The 16659-nt window shown below is 42.2% G+C and carries 16 protein-coding genes and 1 other RNA gene; 5 read left to right on the plus strand and 12 right to left on the minus strand.

Annotated elements, in window-relative coordinates:
- Positions 1 to 36 precede the first annotated feature (36 nt).
- Positions 37 to 2715, minus strand: a complete 2679-nt coding sequence (locus OCV88_RS15685; protein WP_158426387.1) for a molybdopterin-dependent oxidoreductase — start codon at positions 2713 to 2715, stop codon at positions 37 to 39.
- Between the two features lie 134 nt (positions 2716 to 2849).
- On the opposite strand from OCV88_RS15685, the gene OCV88_RS15690 reads away from it, so the two are divergent.
- Positions 2850 to 3059 carry a hypothetical protein gene (locus OCV88_RS15690; protein ID WP_158426388.1) on the plus strand — a complete coding sequence of 70 codons (210 nt, stop codon included), beginning with the start codon at positions 2850 to 2852 and terminating at the stop codon, positions 3057 to 3059.
- A gap of 4 nt (positions 3060 to 3063) precedes the next feature.
- The gene (locus OCV88_RS15695; protein ID WP_158426389.1) at positions 3064 to 4620 is read left to right on the plus strand and encodes a sodium:solute symporter family protein; all 1557 of its coding nucleotides are present in this window, start codon (positions 3064 to 3066) and stop codon (positions 4618 to 4620) included.
- A 66-nt stretch (positions 4621 to 4686) separates the two neighbouring features.
- Here the strand turns inward: OCV88_RS15695 and OCV88_RS15700 are convergent, their stop codons facing one another.
- The 4 genes from OCV88_RS15700 to tadA form a co-directional block, all read right to left on the minus strand.
- Positions 4687 to 5820, minus strand: a complete 1134-nt coding sequence (locus tag OCV88_RS15700) for a pyridoxal-phosphate-dependent aminotransferase family protein (RefSeq protein WP_158426390.1) — start codon at positions 5818 to 5820, stop codon at positions 4687 to 4689.
- Positions 5821 to 5904: 84 nt separating this feature from the next.
- Entirely contained in the window at positions 5905 to 6447 is a 543-nt protein-coding gene (locus OCV88_RS15705) for an ECF transporter S component (RefSeq protein WP_158426391.1), read from the minus strand.
- Between the two features lie 306 nt (positions 6448 to 6753).
- Positions 6754 to 7016: signal recognition particle sRNA large type (gene ffs, locus OCV88_RS15710), an RNA gene on the minus strand.
- A 25-nt stretch (positions 7017 to 7041) separates the two neighbouring features.
- The gene (gene tadA, locus OCV88_RS15715) at positions 7042 to 7533 is read right to left on the minus strand and encodes a tRNA adenosine(34) deaminase TadA (RefSeq protein WP_158426392.1); all 492 of its coding nucleotides are present in this window, start codon (positions 7531 to 7533) and stop codon (positions 7042 to 7044) included.
- 79 nt (positions 7534 to 7612) lie between these two features.
- Here tadA and OCV88_RS15720 point away from each other — a divergent pair, with 79 nt between their 5' ends.
- The gene (locus OCV88_RS15720; RefSeq protein ID WP_158426393.1) at positions 7613 to 8311 is read left to right on the plus strand and encodes an anaerobic ribonucleoside-triphosphate reductase activating protein; all 699 of its coding nucleotides are present in this window, start codon (positions 7613 to 7615) and stop codon (positions 8309 to 8311) included.
- Positions 8312 to 8334: 23 nt separating this feature from the next.
- Here OCV88_RS15720 and OCV88_RS15725 read toward each other — a convergent pair whose 3' ends face one another.
- A complete protein-coding gene (locus tag OCV88_RS15725) occupies positions 8335 to 9468 on the minus strand; it encodes a DUF6128 domain-containing protein (RefSeq protein WP_158426394.1) in 1134 nt (377 codons plus the stop codon).
- 136 nt (positions 9469 to 9604) lie between these two features.
- On the opposite strand from OCV88_RS15725, the gene OCV88_RS15730 reads away from it, so the two are divergent.
- Positions 9605 to 10006, plus strand: a complete 402-nt coding sequence (locus tag OCV88_RS15730) for a Fur family transcriptional regulator (protein ID WP_158426395.1) — start codon at positions 9605 to 9607, stop codon at positions 10004 to 10006.
- Between the two features lie 80 nt (positions 10007 to 10086).
- Positions 10087 to 10629, plus strand: coding sequence for an NADH peroxidase (locus OCV88_RS15735; protein ID WP_158426396.1), 543 nt, complete (start codon positions 10087 to 10089; stop codon positions 10627 to 10629).
- Between the two features lie 137 nt (positions 10630 to 10766).
- Here the strand turns inward: OCV88_RS15735 and OCV88_RS15740 are convergent, their stop codons facing one another.
- The 6 genes from OCV88_RS15740 to OCV88_RS15765 form a co-directional block, all read right to left on the minus strand.
- Positions 10767 to 12356: a DEAD/DEAH box helicase gene (locus OCV88_RS15740; RefSeq protein ID WP_158426397.1), complete on the minus strand. Its 1590-nt coding sequence runs from the start codon at positions 12354 to 12356 to the stop codon at positions 10767 to 10769.
- Positions 12357 to 12539: 183 nt separating this feature from the next.
- Positions 12540 to 12824: a GIY-YIG nuclease family protein gene (locus tag OCV88_RS15745; RefSeq protein ID WP_158426398.1), complete on the minus strand. Its 285-nt coding sequence runs from the start codon at positions 12822 to 12824 to the stop codon at positions 12540 to 12542.
- A 219-nt stretch (positions 12825 to 13043) separates the two neighbouring features.
- Positions 13044 to 13826 carry a M23 family metallopeptidase gene (locus OCV88_RS15750; RefSeq protein ID WP_262591497.1) on the minus strand — a complete coding sequence of 261 codons (783 nt, stop codon included), beginning with the start codon at positions 13824 to 13826 and terminating at the stop codon, positions 13044 to 13046.
- A gap of 82 nt (positions 13827 to 13908) precedes the next feature.
- Positions 13909 to 14763, minus strand: coding sequence for a SpoIID/LytB domain-containing protein (locus OCV88_RS15755; protein WP_158426400.1), 855 nt, complete (start codon positions 14761 to 14763; stop codon positions 13909 to 13911).
- Between the two features lie 148 nt (positions 14764 to 14911).
- Complete coding sequence (gene rsmA, locus OCV88_RS15760; protein ID WP_158426401.1) at positions 14912 to 15778, minus strand: 16S rRNA (adenine(1518)-N(6)/adenine(1519)-N(6))-dimethyltransferase RsmA; 867 nt, start codon at positions 15776 to 15778, stop codon at positions 14912 to 14914.
- Positions 15779 to 15873: 95 nt separating this feature from the next.
- Positions 15874 to 16656 carry a TatD family hydrolase gene (locus OCV88_RS15765; RefSeq protein ID WP_158426402.1) on the minus strand — a complete coding sequence of 261 codons (783 nt, stop codon included), beginning with the start codon at positions 16654 to 16656 and terminating at the stop codon, positions 15874 to 15876.
- Between the last annotated feature and the right edge of the window lie 3 nt (positions 16657 to 16659).

Below are 16659 nucleotides of genomic sequence, written 5' to 3' on the forward strand. Positions count from 1 at the left end.
TATATCAGCCGCGTAAATATGGTCCCTTTCGTAAATTTATTTTAAAATAGGCACTTTTGTAATCCGCCGCCCAAAGGCCTTTGAAACTGCATTCATCACTGCCGGCGCAGACGGAACTGTTGCTACCTCCGAAATTCCTTTTGCTCCAAAAGGTCCTTCCTCCTCCGGGTCTTCAATGAGAATGATATCATAACGAGGCGTATCTTCTATTTTAGGAAGCCCTAGCTGCCCAAACATTTTCTGAACAGGGTATCCCCGCTCCACTTCGTAACACTCACTTAAAGCGTATCCAATCCCCATAGAGCAGCTGCCCTCAATCTGACCCTCAATGATATGTGGATTGATGGCTCTCCCCACGTCATGGGCAGCGATCATGTGCCTTACTTTCACTGTCTTTTCTGATATTTTTTCCAAAATCACAGCCTGAGCGGTATACGCATAAGTCGGATAATTTCTGTATGCATCTCCTTTTATCTGCCGTGCCTTTCGGTCAGTAAGAGCATATGTCTCAGGCGCCTGATACTGGTATTGCGCGGATACTGCCAATCCTGGCTTCCAGTCTTTCTGAATCAAAAGCCTGCACGCCTCTACAACCGCTCTGCCGCTGTTTAACGTCTGACGCTCACTGACCGCTCCGTAATGCTTGTGCGTCCTTTTAGTATCTCCGTTTATCAGATCTATATCATCTGGACTGCAGATAAGCACCTCACATGCAAGCTGCTTCATAGCCGTACGAAATCCCTGCCCCATATCAATTCCGGTAACCGCAAGAAGGTATCTGCCTGTTTCTAGGCGTGTGATCTTAGCACCCCCGTCGTCAACGGCTCCTTTGCCAACACCTACATTTTTATATCCACAGGCTGCCCCCATAAAAAACTTTCTGTCCGGCCAGTTTTTCTGATATTCTTCCAGCAGTTTTAGGGTCTTAACTTTACAGGCTGCTATGGCATCCTCCATACCCACGCTTTCTTTCAGTACCTGACCGGAAAAAGTCCGATCTCCCGGTTTTAATGCATTTTTCATACGGATATCAAAAACATCTATACCAAGTCTTTTGGCAGCTTCATCAAGAACAGACTCCATGCTGTTGGCTGCCTGATTAATTCCAAAACCTCTAAAGGCACCTCCCGGCGCATTGTTTGTCCGACAGGCCGTTCCTGAAGCTCTGCCGTTTAAAATCCGGTAAGGTCCACCGGCAAAAATAAGAGACTGTTCTAAAACTCCAGGTGTCAGCCCCATATATGGACCTCCGTCTGATGTAAGCCTTGCATCCAGATAACAGATTGTTCCGTCCTTGTAAAATCCTGCTTCATATTCTGTATGATATGCATGCCTTTTATTTGTCATACCCATAGATTCTTCTCTTGATAAAGTAATCCTTACAGAATGCTTTAAAACATATGCAGCTACTGCTGCCGCAGGCTCTATCACCGGATCGCATTTGCTGCCAAAGCCTCCTCCCAGAGGCGTTGCAGTTACCCGGACCTGTTCGGACGAAAGATTTAGTATTTTAGCGATCATGCCCTGCAGCTCAAAAGGAGACTGAGTACATGTATATACATGAATCATTTCATCTGTATAAACTGCTGCTGCCGCTTCCGGCTCCATACAGGCATGTTCTACAAAAGGCATATCAAAAGAATTTTTCACTACAATAATTCCCTTTTCCTTCTTAGCTCTTTCCACATCTCCGGTTTCATGAGACATTCTCGCATAAATCTGACCACAGGCAGCTGCCTCATCCATGGAAAACACTCCAGGCAGCTCTTCAATATCAGGATGAACCTGGCTGGCTGCCGCTCTGGCATGCTCAGGTGTATCTGCCACAACAAGAGCCACGGCATCATAACAAAAACGTACCTTATCCTTACAGAAAACAGGCTGGTCCATTTCAATTGCCCCGTATCCGTTAAATCCCGGAACATCTTTAGCCGTCAGAACCTTTATAACACCCGGAAGGCTCTGCACCTTTCGGCAGTCTATATTTCTGATTCTTCCACAGGGCACGCCCGAAAATACAAAGGCTCCATAATAACAATCCGCTATTTCCAGGTCGTCCGCATAAATCAGCGTCCCATTTGTTTTTTTGATGCCGTCGGTATCCCAGACTGCCTGTCCCACTATATGTTTTGGAACCCATTCCATCCTGGCCCCGTACCTGCCTTTTAAAAAACAGGTTCTCTCAAGATCTTCTAAATCATTGTCCTGGTTTTCTTCCGGATACAACATTTCTGCCGCCCGTTTGACTGCTTTTATAATTTTTACATAACCGGTGCACCGACAGTAATTATGCTTTAGTCCGGCGCATATTTCATCAAAAGAAGGATGATGGCAGCCATCAAGCAGTGCCTTTACTGCCAGCAGCATTCCCGGTGTGCAGAAACCACACTGCACAGCCCCCACATCTAAAAAGGCCCTGGCAATGGGATGAATCCCCTCCGGATATTGTTTGCCTTCTTCTTCTAGTCCCTCTATGGTCAGGATTTCACAGTTGGCTATCTGTTCCATCCTGGTAATACAGGAACGGCGGGGTACACCGTTAATCAGAACGGTGCATGCCCCGCAATGCCCTGTAGAGCACCCTTCCTTTGTTCCTTTTAAACAGGCGGTTCTCCGCAGGTACCAAAGCAGCGTATGCTTCGGAGCAATATCAGCATGTATCTCCTTATGATTTAATTTAAATGTCAGCTTCATGCACTCACCCTTTATTTCCATTCTCAAAACTATCCTGCATTTACCCCCGCAGCAGTCTGAGAATTAATTTTCTCTTGCACATTTATGATATGTTGTTATAATAAACATGTCAACTGACAAGACAGTTGTAAATACATTTTAAGGGAGATCATTTTATGAAACTGAAAAGAGCTGAAAAAATCTGGCTGATCTCAGTCATTATTTTTTTCTTTTTATATAATCTGCCGTTTTTCCCGGCTTATTATCATCCGAAAGCAACAATTATACATATGATCCTGACTATTATTCCACTGTGGACCGTGGTTTATTTTGGTCTGTTTAAAATGTGCCGAATCTTTAAATTAAAGAAAAAAGAGGGGGAATAACTACATGCTAAGCAAACACACCCTCTGGATTGTATTTATTTTATATCTCTGTTTTTTATTCTTTATCGCCAGCTTTGGCAGTCTGTTTCAGAGACACAAAACAAGAAATGCAGAAGACTTTTCCACCAGCGGCGGTACCATCCGCTGGCCCTTTCTTGTTATGACATACATCGCCTCGCTGATGAGCACCTGGGTCTTTTTTGCCGGCCCCGGCGCATACTATCGTGGCGGTTTCGGATACTGGGCCAGCGAGCTTAGTTTTATCTGTCTTTTTCCAGTCATTGTTCATTTTGTTATGAACAAAGTATGGATTATTAACCGCAGCCGGCACTACACTACCCCGGCAGACATTTACTATGACCGCTTTAAAAGCCCTGTTCTGAGATTTATTCTGGCTCTTGTATTTTTAAGTGCTTCTTTTCCAATGGTAACCTCTGTATTAATTGCCATTTCCAAAGCTGCTGAAATCGCAACCGGCGGAAAAATAAATTACCGCTATATTCTTTTAATTATCGGAATTGTGATTGTCGCCTATGTTATGATCGGAGGCTTGAAATCAATCGTAATCACGGATACCATCCAGGGGCTTTTGTACATTGCAATTTTATGGATTATTGTCATTGTCTGTCTGCTGATTGGCTTTAACGGTTCTCTGGGAAATGCGGTCTCCACTGTGTGGGAAAATACCAGCGAATGGTTTTCTTATCCCGGCCCTGATAACTGGGTCCCCTACAGCGCCCGCCTTGGATACCCCTTATGCTGTGCCATTGGATGGACAATTATGCTGCCTCACGTATTTATCCGTTCCGGCTACGCTGGCTCTTCCCTGCAGACCCAGCGCAAACTGATGTTTTTAACACCGGTGCTTCAGGTTATTGTATGGAGCGGATGTATGATTATCGGTCTTGTTGCTATGGGACTGATGCCGGGTCTTAGCACATCCGAAACAGAATACATTATTCCCTATCTGATACAGAATGTGATTCAGAATATTCATCCGGCTGCAGCTTTTATTCTGATGATTGGCTTTTTCATTGGTTCCGTATCAGTAGGTGTAACTACCGCAGACTCTTTTCTTCTTGTTTCCGGATCTATTTTAACAGAAGATATTCTTGTAAATACACTGCATCTGAAACTCAGCGAAAAAGGAAAGCTGACGGCCGTCCGCATTGTAATCGCCTTTATCGGCGTAATTAGTATTTTTATGGCATTAAAGCCGCCGGGACTGATTTTCACACTGATTATGTTTGCCAACGCCATTGTTATGCCGCTGTTTCCAATTCTGGTTATCGGCATCTACTGGAAACGGGCAACAAAACAGGCTGCTATTATCTCAGCAGCCGTGGGCACCGCACTGGTACTGATGACTTATTTCGTATGGAATCTGGGCGGATCCTGGTATGGAACCTTTGGTCTTATAGGAAGCACAGTCTGTATGATCTTTTTCAGCCTTATTACAAAACAGAATCCCGCTGACAGCACCGCATTTTACGAGGCTTTGAAAAAAGGCGAAGAGGAATTTTATGAAACAGAGCCCCGGCAAACTAAGACAGAATCATAATCAAATGCAAAAGAACAGTATCTTACCCAATAAGTAAAAGTGCTGTTCTTTCTATTTATAATTTTATCATTCTTCCACTGCCTGCAAAAACAGCTCTCTCATACTGTCCTTCAATGAAATCCCAAGTTTTTTCATTGTCTGATCCAATGCATCAAATACCGCCGTCATTTTATCTTGATAAGCATTATTGCCCATATGTCCAATACGGATTACTTTTCCTTTCAGTTGGTCAAAGGAACCCGCCAGCATAATCTGATGATCCTTAAGCATCGTCTTAAGAATGGCCGTATCAGTTGTTCCGTCAGGCACCTCAAATACCGTAACTGTATTGGAAAAACCGCTGTTTTGATACAGTTTTAAACCTGCCCCCGTCACTGCCCTCCGGGATGCCTTTGCAATTCTTTCATGTCTTATTAAAATATCTTTATCAGCTGCAATTTGTTCTATCGCCTCTCTCAGCCCATAAATGTCGCTGACAGGCATCGTATATGGAAACCATTTCTCCTTGTAATAGTTTTCAAACACTTTCAGATTCGCATAAAAAGATGCAATTGGTGTCTTACGGCTGTTGATGGCACGTTTAGCATCCTGGCTGACAGTCACAAAGGTAAGGCCCGGAGGAGCCGAAACCACCTTCTGAGAGCCTCCGCATAAAATATCTATCTGCGCATCTGTTACAGATAACGGTTCTCCAAAAGCCGTCGAAACCGCATCTGTTATCGTTAAAATACCATATCTTTTCAGCAGCGGGCAGATAACGGATACATCGTTTAGCATACCGCTTGGCGTATCTCCATGTACAACGGTAGCATATTTAAAATCATGATCCTTTTCCAGGAACTTTCTCAATTCCTCTGCATTTAAAGTTTCTCTTGTATCGGCCGAATAAATATAGGGATTTCCTCCGTACATAGCCACAAAATCAGCAAATCCTCTTCCAAAAATTCCATTATCAAGAACAAGAACCCTGTCAGAAGGTTCTGTCAAAGAGGCACAGGCTGCTTCCAGTCCTAAAATTCCCTCTCCGCCTAATATCAATGTTTCATTTTCCGTATGGAGCAGCCGGCTGATCAGCTGACAGGTTTCCTGGTAAAATTCCACAAACGTCTCATCCAGATCCGGATTCACAAATTCCCGGCTGCGGGCGCTGCGTACAGCTTCCGTAACCTCTGTAGGACCCGGGGTCATCATTTTATACATATTTTTATCCTTTCTGAAAGTGACACCTTCTGCTGGGTATCTTTCTCTTATAAATTACTTTCTGCCTGATTATCTATCAGACTTTCATGCTTCTTTCAGGCCAATTCTCTTTGCCGCCGTATTGAGACGCCCCACAATGGCCAGGGTAACCACAGCCGCCAGGCCAATCTGCAGCAGATTACCCGGTATGGAAGCTGCCGGTGCAATCCAGTTCCCATAAATAATTCCTTCTGCAAGATAATAACCGCCTGCTTTAATCACACATGCCACGGCAATTGCTATCGTATACCAGACAAATTTCTGATGGGAACTTTTTTCGGTAATCCGGCCCACAGCAAATCCCATAAATCCTACAATCACAAGTGTAAAAGGTGCCCATAAAGTCCAGCCGGACAACAGATCAAAAAGCCCCATTCCAACTCCTCCTGCTATCATTCCTGTCCTTTTCCCAAAAATAATTGCTCCCACAAACAAAGGAATATTTCCCAGATGAATCAAACCTCCATTGGCCGCAATTGGCAGCCTTATATTGACGCAGGCAGTAAAGATATATGTCAATGCAACAAAGACTGCTGTTACTGTAATAAATCGAATCTGCTGTATACCTCTCTTTTCTGTTTTTTCCATTTCACAAGCCTTCTTTCTTTTGCTGGAACTTATCCTACTCTCAGAATGGCTTATTTCATATATCCACTTTTCCTGTTTTTAACCAGTCCAGTTTATGTAAAAAAGAATCCTGACACGGCAGGATTCTCCGCCTGCGGCGGGTCGCTTTTGCGACATGACTCCATTCCGCCGCAGTGCGATCAAAAGCGGAGCGTTTTTTGCTCTATCGGAATCGGTACTTTTCAGCTTTATCACAACACGGTATTTCTTATAGCGCAAAAAAGAATGTGCCTTGCACATTCTTCACATAAGTCTTTATTCTTTTTACCGAGCATCCGGCTTTGAGTTAATGGCCACAGACGTTACCTCTACAGTTAACTCAGCCCAGGCACCCTCACGGCACATAGGAGTTTCTGCTTAAGGCTGCTTCATTCCTGACCTGACCTGGTTCACAGAGTCCTATTGCGTAAGACCCAAACTTCGACGCCACTTATAGAGGGCAGCTCTGCAGTCAAAAACCCGGGGCCGGATATCACCCCAACTGTAGCGGACTGTTGGTACAGGGCACCGCTAACGCCCCAGCTGCTCGGAGATTTAAGTATAGCTTTTTTCTGTCTAATTGTCAAATTTTTCTGTTTCTTTTTTAGCCTTTTTCTTTTCTCTTAATTCTTTAAAAAAACTGCTGAGCATGTCTGAACATATCTCTTCTAAAACGCCGCGTATTACTTCTACCTGATGATTAAACTGTCCCATCTGCAGCAAATTCAGCACTGAGCCGCAGCAGCCGGCTTTGGGATTCATACTTCCAATCACAACTTTACTGATTCTAGACTGCACCAGCGCTCCGGCGCACATCTGACACGGTTCCAGTGTCACATACATAGTACAGCCTTCCAGCCTCCAGTCCCCCAGTTTCCGGCTGGCTTTCCGGATCGCCAAAAGTTCCGCATGAGCCAGCGTATTTTTATCTGTATTCCGGCGGTTATATCCTCTGGCAATAATTTTATCTTCACAGACAATCACACATCCAATGGGAACTTCATCAAGCGCCCAGGCTTTTTTTGCCTGCCGGACAGCTTCTTTCATATACTTTTCATGTTTCTCCATAGTATCTCTCTTTCTCGGACATTCTTTCTATAGTATAATGCAGATATGATCAGAAGTAAATTTGAAAGGATGTGATTTTATGACAATCGGTGGACTGCAAAAAACAACACTGCTTGATTATCCCGGAAAGATAAGCGCCTGTATTTTTCTTTCCGGCTGTAATTTCTGCTGCCCTTTTTGTCACAACAGTTCTCTGATTCCAAAAAACATTAAAGGTTTATTTTCTCCTGAAGAAATCCTTTCCCTGCTTGAAAAACGAAAAAGTATTCTGGACGGGGTCTGTATTTCCGGCGGCGAACCTACACTGCAGGAAGATCTTCCCGAATTTATCCGTGATATAAAAAAACTTGGATATTTGGTTAAGCTTGACACCAACGGTACCAACCCTAAAATGTTAAGTTTTTTAATATCAGAAAAACTAATAGATGCGGTGGCTATGGATATTAAAAATTCCAAAGAAAAATATGCCGCAACCTGCGGTATTACAGATCAGGGGCTCCCCTTTCCGGCAATCTTAAGCTCCGTTGAGCTGTTAAAAAATACAACAGATCTATATATTGAGTTCCGCACTACAGTCATCCGGGAATTTCATCATGCATCTGATTTTAAATCTATCGGAGAATGGCTTTTAGGAGCTTCACGCTATGTCCTTCAGCCTTTTAAAAGCTCTGACTCCGTCCCGCTCCAAAAACTTCATGCACCTGACTACACAGATTTAAAATATTACCAAAAGCTGTGCCAAAACTATATACCTTCGGTAAGCATACGGGGAACTTAAATTATACCCAGCCGCCGCCCCTTTTAATTCAGATAACGATACCAGTACCCAAACTCTCCTGTTTTTTGTATACACTGCTCCTGGGTTCTAAATTCTGTGAAACTAAAAATGGACGCCATCACCCGTTCCTGATTCTGAAATACACCCGGGACTCCCAAAAACCAGCGATTCTCGGACTGTATGTAACCCAAAAGAAGCGCTCCGTAATTAAAATATCCATGGAGCAGAAAACTGTTATTTCTCATAAACCAATATTGTTTGGGCAGCTGTTTAAAATCTTTGATATCAAAACGGATAGCACGCACATCCGTATCACCCGAAAAAGGATAAATCTCTCTGTGGGTTTTCTTCAATGCATTCCAGCAATTTTCCATTCCCGCATTTTTTACTGCTGCGGCACCGGCAGACTGTATCTTCAGTTCCTCTTCTCCCGTAATGCTCTCTTCCTTCTCTATCTGTTCTTCCATTATCAGATCAGCATCATCTCCCATGCCTTCCTGTTCACTCCCGCTTTGCTCTATAGGAATTACTTTTTGTTCCAAAGAATCATGCTCTTCTGCTTTTATTTCTTTTTCATCTTTTTGCTCCGATTTCAGTATTTCCTGCTCCATCAGACGTTCTACATTTGAAATTACCTTCTTGTCATTTTGAACCTCTGTCGTTTCTTCCTGAGTATTTTGACCGGGAAATACCCGGATATTGTCCGGTTCCTCTGCCTGCGCAGCCGTTATCTGGGGACGCTCTTTTGTTTCTTCCACATTTTCTTTTTTCTCCGGACGCAGTCTGTTCCAGTCAGTTTTTTCATCATCCCACTGACTGGCAATTAAAAAGTCATCCTGCAGGGGAATAATAATTCCTCTAATTTGAGAAAACTGATACATGGTTCCTCCTACAGCAGCGCCGTCAAAACGAAACACACCATCTGCAGAATGGTTTTTTACCGGCAGCTTTCCTATTGAAATCTGCGGCAGATAGCCCTCTTTTCTGACAAACAGGCATACCTGTATCTCATTGATCTGGCCCGGGCAGTTTTTAATATGAAATTCCATCCTGCATTGATTTTGACGCTGTTCCACCTTCGCAAAACCACAATTTAGCTTTTTCTCATTTTTTTCATATTGAAACAGATACGTTATAAACCTTTTATAATTGGACATACTTCCTCCCGATATAGCTTTCTACAATTTATGATTTTTTCTCTAAAATATGATTTTTTTACTTGACAAATCTATCTTATCGGTTATAATGAAATAGAAATCAGTAATAATTACTATTATCAAGAAAGAGAGAATCATGATTAAACGAAGCAGACAACGGGAATGTATTAAACAGTTTCTTATGGGACGCACAGACCACCCTACAGCGGAAACAATTTATATGCATCTGCGCAAAGAGATGCCGTCTTTAAGCCTTGGGACAGTTTATCGAAATCTTTCTCTGCTTTCCGAGTTAGGGGAAATTCGAAAGATTTCCACTGGCATTGGACCTGATCATTTTGATGGGAATACAGCTCCCCATAATCATTTTATCTGCCAGCAGTGCGGACAATTTTTGGATTTGAAAATGGATAATATCGACCATATCAACGATATTGCCGGAAAAAACTTTGCCGGATTGATTCATGGACACATTACTTATTTCTACGGAATGTGCCCTGAATGTGCAAAGGAAAAAAGTAGTAAAAAAACCAGTTGACATGACTGATTTTTTATAAAACAATAGTAGCATCAATAAATTTTTTATTGAAAAACCAATAGGAAAGGATAAGGATAAAAATGAAAAAATTTGTATGTACAGTATGTGGTTATGTTCACGAAGGAGATGCAGCACCGGATTTCTGTCCAGTCTGTAAAGCACCTGCAGAAAAATTCAAAGAGCAGACAGGAGAAATGTCATGGGCTGCTGAGCATGAAGTAGGCGTTGCAAAAGGCGTTAGCGAAGACATTCTTGCAGATTTAAGAGCAAACTTCGAAGGCGAATGTTCAGAGGTAGGTATGTACCTTGCTATGGCCCGCGTTGCTCACAGAGAAGGATATCCGGAAATTGGATTATACTGGGAAAAAGCTGCTTATGAAGAAGCAGAACATGCTGCAAAATTTGCTGAATTACTTGGTGAAGTTATTACAGACAGCACAAAGAAAAATCTTGAAATGCGTGTAGATGCTGAAAACGGCGCTACAGCTGGTAAATTTGATCTTGCAAAACGTGCAAAAGCTGCTAACCTTGATGCTATTCATGATACTGTTCATGAAATGGCAAGAGACGAGGCTCGTCACGGAAGAGCATTCAAAGGCTTATTAGAGAGATACTTTGGTTAATTCCAAAGCCATATATCATTACATCTAAAAGAAAGAACCATTACACAGGAAAGACTTTTTCCATAAAAATGTGTAATGGTTCTTTTTTACAATTAATCTATTGCCCCATAATCTTATCATGGGGGAGATAGATCAGCTTATCTTGAATTTGCAGGCTCGATATTTACACTCTTTCCTTTAATCTTTGCTTTCTTCATAGCCGTCATTACAGCCGCTCCGTATTCCTTCGGAACTTCCACAAAGGTGTATTTGTCAAACATATCAATGGTGCCCACCAGCTCTCCCGGCATTCCGGATTCACCAGCTACAGCGCCAAGAATATTTCCGGGTTTTACATGGTCTTTTTTTCCGATATTGATGAACAGACGTACCATGCCTTCTTCCGCACCGGTATCCTCAAATTCAAAATTATCCTGCTTTCCTGCCTCTTTTTCCAGCATACCAAGAGCTTCCACCAGAAAAGCCGCCGCAATATCCATAGCAGTATAATCAGAATGATTAACCTGATCTTCAATCATATTAATTGCTTTGGACAGATCTTCTTCTTCAATAATTTGTCCAATGTGATCCATGATCTTCTCGGCTTTTACATTTGTCACATCTTTTGCTGACGGGATGGGCTGTGCAAGTATTTTTGTTTTACAGTAACGCTGGATCTCTTTTAATTTATAAACCTCTTTTCCTTTTACAAAAGAAAATGCACGGCCGGTTCTTCCGGCACGGCCGGTTCTTCCAATCCGATGTACATAATATTCATCATCCTGAGGCAGATCATAATTAAATACCGCTTCCACATCATCCACATCAATTCCTCTGGCTGCTACATCTGTGGCAATCAGGATTTCTGCTTTTCCGTTACGGAAGCTTTTCATTACCCGGTCTCTCTGTGTCTGTTTCATATCACCGTGAAGACCTTCTGCAAAGTACCCTCTGCCCTGCAGCTCACTTGTGAGTTCATCTACCATCCGTTTTGTATTGCAGAATACCAAAGACAGCTTCGGATCATAATAATCCAGCAGACGTGTCAAAATATCCACCTTATCTTTTCTTTTTACATCATAATAGTACTGCTCAATGCTGGGAACTGTCAGCTCTTTCTTTACAACTTTAATGGTAATAGCATCTTTCTGATATTTTTTTGTAATGTCCAGAATTGCTTTTGGCATGGTTGCCGAAAATAACACAACCTGACGTTCTTCCGGAAGGTATTCTAAAACAGTTTCAATATCTTCCCGAAATCCCATATTCAGCATTTCATCTGCTTCATCCAGAACAATGGTATTTACATGATCACAGCGGATAGTTTTTCTTCTCAAATGATCCATAACCCGTCCCGGCGTTCCGATAATAATCTGAGCTCCTCCCTTTAAGGAACGGATCTGTTTGCTGATTTCCTGTCCCCCATATACAGGTAAAATTTTTATACCGTGCATATATTTTGCCAGATTCCTGATCTCATTAGACACCTGAATTGCCAGTTCTCTTGTAGGACATAAAACGATGGCCTGTGTCTTTTTAGAATGAGGCTCTACTTTGTGCAGCAGGGGAATACCAAAAGACGCGGTCTTACCTGTTCCTGTCTGAGCCTGACCGATAACATCCTGTCCACTCATTACTGCCGGTATGGATTTGGCCTGAATCGGTGTAGCCTCCTCAAATCCCATTTCTGTTACTGCCCGCAGTACCTGCGGGTATAATTCTAATTCTTCAAATCTTACTGTTTCCATTTATATTCCTTTCCTTATTCATATCATAGGATAAATTTCCTGGCATATTAAATAAATCATAGTTTCTATGATATAAAAAAAGCGCCCGCCTCCGAAGGAGATTGCGAAACGCTGATTACTATGCTTTATCAAATTCCACCTGCTTATCATATCAAAGAGATGCCAGGAAGTCAAATACTGTTTTTACAACTCCTGTATTCCCATTTTCTGCAGTTCCCATTTCCAGTCATCTTTTTCTGTCAGTCTTTCTTTTTCCCGGCGGGTTAATTTTTTTATCTGCGCCTCTCTTTTCATGGCATCTTCCTTATTTTCATAAAATTCCAGGTAAACCAGCTTTAGGGGGCCTCTTCCTCTGGTGTACTTTGCGCCTTTACCCTGGCGGTGCTGCTTTATTCTTTTCTGAATATCGTTGGTCCACCCTGTGTAAAAGCTTTCATCCTTGCACTTCAGCATATATGTAAAATTCATTATTTCTCCTGTATGTATCCCGGGCCGGCACCGGCCGCCCTAAAGCAGTCCGGTACCGGCTGTTATTTATATAAAGCAATCGACCTAGTTTTGTACTTCACTCATTTTTTGAACACTTCCTGTAGAAATCATTCGATTGCGTATTTTGGTCTTTCTAAAATATTATACACCAAAATGCGCCGATTGTGCCTGTCTTATGGCCAGATATAAAAATCTGTATTATTCCAGAAAGTCCATAGGATCTACAGGCTCTTTATCCTTCATCATAGCAAAATACAGATTACTTCCTTCCACACTGTAATATTTCGTCGGTTCTGTAATATAACCAATAACATCACCTTTTTTAATTTCATCACCTTTTTTGAGCTTTACTTCTTTGAGCTGTCCATACTGAGCAGTGTAGCCGCTGCCAATGTCTACAGTTAAAGTCATCCCCGTATTTTCATTGGTTGATACATCTGTCACCCTGCCGTCTGAAGCGGCCTGTACCTTGGTGTTCACCTGGGCCTGAATAATCAGAGCCGGATTATATTTATACTGATCCAATGTTGCAAAATAAATTGTTTTGTCCATACTGTAGTTCAAAAGCACATTTCCTTTTACCGGCCATGCAATCTTTGTACTTTTGCTGAAAGTTAATTCTTCCTTTTTTTCCTTAGCTTTGGCCGTTTCTGCAGCATTTGAGGCTTCCTTGGTTTTTACGGTTTCTTTTTCCTCCGTATAGGATGCAGTTTCCTTTGTTTCCGGTTCCTTAGCTGCCTCCTTCGAGGCACTCTGATCCTCAGCCATAGTTTCCACCGTTTCCGGTTCCTCTTCCTGCTCTTTTGGCTCTGTTACGATATCTTTTGTCTGTGCCAGCTGTATCTGCTGCTGATTTTCTTTTTGTAAATTTTTATAATAGAGACCACCCATGGCAATAATTGCCGCCAGAGCGATAACGCCGGCAGTCAGATATGATTTCTGTCTGGATCTAATAAATCTTCTGTCATTTTTCATTTCCATCACCATCCGCTTTCACAAAATCTGTTACGGATAGCTTTGCCTGAAATGTTATCTCTTATACAAAAGAATAAAAATTTTCCATTTATTTTTCTTTCATGGCTTCAATCTTTATATCTTTATAGTAATATTTCAAAATCTCTTTGTAATCTTTTCCTTCCTTTGCCATCTGATTAGCCCCATACTGGCTTAAACCCAGACCATGTCCCAGTCCTTTGGTCGTAATTCGCACCTTGCCCTCCAGCTGGGAAAAATAAAAACAGGAGGATGGCAGTCCCAGAACCTCTTTTACAGCTTCTCCATTTAAAACTGTCTTTCCAATCTGTACTTCCGTAACATATCCTGCCTCATCCCTGGTTTTAATTTTCAGCTCTCCCGGCAGCTTTGAAACCTCTACTTTCTCATCCTTTAAAACCTTCTGCAATTTTGAAGCCATCTCTTCTTTTTCTAAAAATGTAACCATAAGATACTGTTCCGATGATATATCCCAGCTGCTCTCTACACTGGACAAATATGTTTTATTTTCCTGGCCGGGTACTTCTGACGCATTGCGGGTTAATTTGCTGCTGACAGCATGATACGCAGCATCTATAGCTTCCCCCTGACTGGTAAGTATTTCTCCACTGGTATCTTCCACACAAAATGTGATTTTCTCCAGGTTTTCCGCCAGATTTTCTGCATTTTCCTTTATTTCCTGATCTGGATCCCGGTATAGGTTTGTCCGAGCAATCACCGCCTGAGCTTTTAGGGCCTCCGTTTCGTCTGTCCCGGACATTTCTTCTGATACCATCTGAATTACTTTTTGTTCAAATTCTGAGGACTCTTTGCTGTCAGAGTGAAAAGGAAATCCTTTTCCTCCCTGAAAATATACAGTAATCAGGTACGGAATAAAAATAATCAAGATCAGAATTGCACCATACAATTTTATTTTTTCTTTCATATTTCACTGTATGATATCCGGATTCAGAATATACATAAAAACAGCAGCCACCTGACGGATTCATATATTCTCCTAGGAAGTAAACAGGTTTTACGATCTTACCTGTCTGCCTGAAAGAACACATATCAGATATCTGCTGTTTTCTATACTATAGTCTTTTTTTAATAAAATTACTGAGAGCTGCAAACTCTTTAAGCGTCAGTGCCTCTCCCCGGATGTTCAGCGGCTTTGAAAGCTCTCCTATGGCACCTTCTATATCCTCTTTTGAAAGCGGAAGATTCAGACCATTTTTCAGTCCGTTCACAAGTGTTTTCCGACGCTGATTAAAGGCTGCCCGGATAATGCGAAACATCAGTTTTTCATCTTCTGCCTGCACAGGAGGGACCTCATGTCTAATCAACCGAATTACCGCCGAACCTACATTTGGCCGGGGCATAAAACAATTGGGCGGAACATTTGCCACAATTTCAGGTTTTGCATAATACTGTACCGCCAGAGACAGGGCACCGTATTCTTTGGATCCCGGCCCTGTCTTCATACGGTCAGCCACCTCTTTTTGAACCATAATCGTAATACTTTCAATGGGTACATGGCTTTCAAACAATCCCATAATAATAGGTGTTGTAATATAATAGGGCAGATTAGCAACCACTTTAATGGGTTTCCCGTGATTTTTTTCCTGTACCAGCTGATTGATATCTACTTTCAGAATATCATTATGAATCACTTCTACATTGTTATAGGCGCTTAATGTATCCTTTAATACAGGTATCAGTGCATTGTCAATTTCCACTGCAGCCACTTCTCTGGCATTTTCACAAAGATACTGGGTCATGGTGCCAATCCCCGGTCCAATTTCCAGCACAAAGTCATCCGATGTAATATCCGCCGCACGAATAATTTTATCCAATACATGGGTATCTATCAAAAAATTCTGACCAAATTTCTTTTGAAATACAAATTTATACTTATTTAAAACCGCAATGGTTTCCTGGGGATTTCCTAAGGTCGCCATCCTTATTCCTTTCTGACTGCTCTAAGGCTGTCCTTTTTCTTCTCCCGCTAAATATCAGGCTGTATCCGACACGAAACAGTCCATACAACGGGATTTTATTTTTCCTTTACCTTGAAAAACAAAGCTCTTGCATTTTCATTGGTTACGCGGATAACGTCTTCCTCTGAAACACCCTTAATTCTTGCAATTTCTTCCACAACATAGGACAGATACAATGAGGAATTTCGTTTTCCCCGGTAAGGCTCAGGCGCCAGGTAGGGGGAATCTGTCTCCAGCAGAATCTTTTCCAGCGGTATATCCTCCACGGTTTCTTTTAATTTTCTGGAAGCCTTAAAGGTTACAACACCGCCCACTCCAATGTAGTATCCCATTTTTACGTATTGAGCCGCCATTTCTCTGGAATAGGAATAGCAGTGGACCACTCCTTTTAAATCCTGATAACAGCTCTGGGATAATATGTCCATAGTATCTGCCGCAGCCTCTCTGGAATGAATAATCACCGGAAGCGCCGCCTGCTTTGCAATATCCAGCTGTCGGCAAAACCAGTATTTCTGCCGGTTGTGTACCTCGGGTTCTTTTCCCCAGTAATAATCAAGGCCGATTTCCCCTACAGCTGCCACTTTGGGATGGGACAGATGAGCCTCTATCCAGCCTGTGCCTTCCTGATCCAGATCCGAAATATCACTGGGATGAATCCCCAGCGCAGCATAGACAAACTCATATGTTTCAGCCAGCTTCAGTGATTTTTCACATCCCTTCATACTGGCCCCCACATTTATAATTGTACCGATTCCATGATCTTTCATGGAAGTAAGCAGCTGGTCTCTGTCTTCATCAAATTTTTCATCATCATAATGAGCATGACTTTCGAATATCATTTC

This window comes from Brotonthovivens ammoniilytica (assembly GCF_025566885.1).
Taxonomy (GTDB): Bacteria; Bacillota; Clostridia; order Lachnospirales; family Lachnospiraceae; genus Brotonthovivens; species Brotonthovivens ammoniilytica.

What these genes read in the sequence shown, in the direction of transcription:
- OCV88_RS15685 (WP_158426387.1), bottom strand. Translation starts at nt 2,715, where the DNA reads ATGGAAATAAAGGGTGAGTGCATGAAGCTGACATTTAAATTAAATCAT.
- OCV88_RS15690 (WP_158426388.1), top strand. Translation starts at nt 2,850, where the DNA reads ATGAAACTGAAAAGAGCTGAAAAAATCTGGCTGATCTCAGTCATTATT.
- OCV88_RS15695 (WP_158426389.1), top strand. Translation starts at nt 3,064, where the DNA reads ATGCTAAGCAAACACACCCTCTGGATTGTATTTATTTTATATCTCTGT.
- OCV88_RS15700 (WP_158426390.1), bottom strand. Translation starts at nt 5,820, where the DNA reads ATGTATAAAATGATGACCCCGGGTCCTACAGAGGTTACGGAAGCTGTA.
- OCV88_RS15705 (WP_158426391.1), bottom strand. Translation starts at nt 6,447, where the DNA reads ATGGAAAAAACAGAAAAGAGAGGTATACAGCAGATTCGATTTATTACA.
- tadA (WP_158426392.1), bottom strand. Translation starts at nt 7,533, where the DNA reads ATGGAGAAACATGAAAAGTATATGAAAGAAGCTGTCCGGCAGGCAAAA.
- OCV88_RS15720 (WP_158426393.1), top strand. Translation starts at nt 7,613, where the DNA reads ATGACAATCGGTGGACTGCAAAAAACAACACTGCTTGATTATCCCGGA.
- OCV88_RS15725 (WP_158426394.1), bottom strand. Translation starts at nt 9,468, where the DNA reads ATGTCCAATTATAAAAGGTTTATAACGTATCTGTTTCAATATGAAAAA.
- OCV88_RS15730 (WP_158426395.1), top strand. Translation starts at nt 9,605, where the DNA reads ATGATTAAACGAAGCAGACAACGGGAATGTATTAAACAGTTTCTTATG.
- OCV88_RS15735 (WP_158426396.1), top strand. Translation starts at nt 10,087, where the DNA reads ATGAAAAAATTTGTATGTACAGTATGTGGTTATGTTCACGAAGGAGAT.
- OCV88_RS15740 (WP_158426397.1), bottom strand. Translation starts at nt 12,356, where the DNA reads ATGGAAACAGTAAGATTTGAAGAATTAGAATTATACCCGCAGGTACTG.
- OCV88_RS15745 (WP_158426398.1), bottom strand. Translation starts at nt 12,824, where the DNA reads ATGAATTTTACATATATGCTGAAGTGCAAGGATGAAAGCTTTTACACA.
- OCV88_RS15750 (WP_262591497.1), bottom strand. Translation starts at nt 13,826, where the DNA reads ATGGAAATGAAAAATGACAGAAGATTTATTAGATCCAGACAGAAATCA.
- OCV88_RS15755 (WP_158426400.1), bottom strand. Translation starts at nt 14,763, where the DNA reads ATGAAAGAAAAAATAAAATTGTATGGTGCAATTCTGATCTTGATTATT.
- rsmA (WP_158426401.1), bottom strand. Translation starts at nt 15,778, where the DNA reads ATGGCGACCTTAGGAAATCCCCAGGAAACCATTGCGGTTTTAAATAAG.
- OCV88_RS15765 (WP_158426402.1), bottom strand. Translation starts at nt 16,656, where the DNA reads ATGATATTCGAAAGTCATGCTCATTATGATGATGAAAAATTTGATGAA.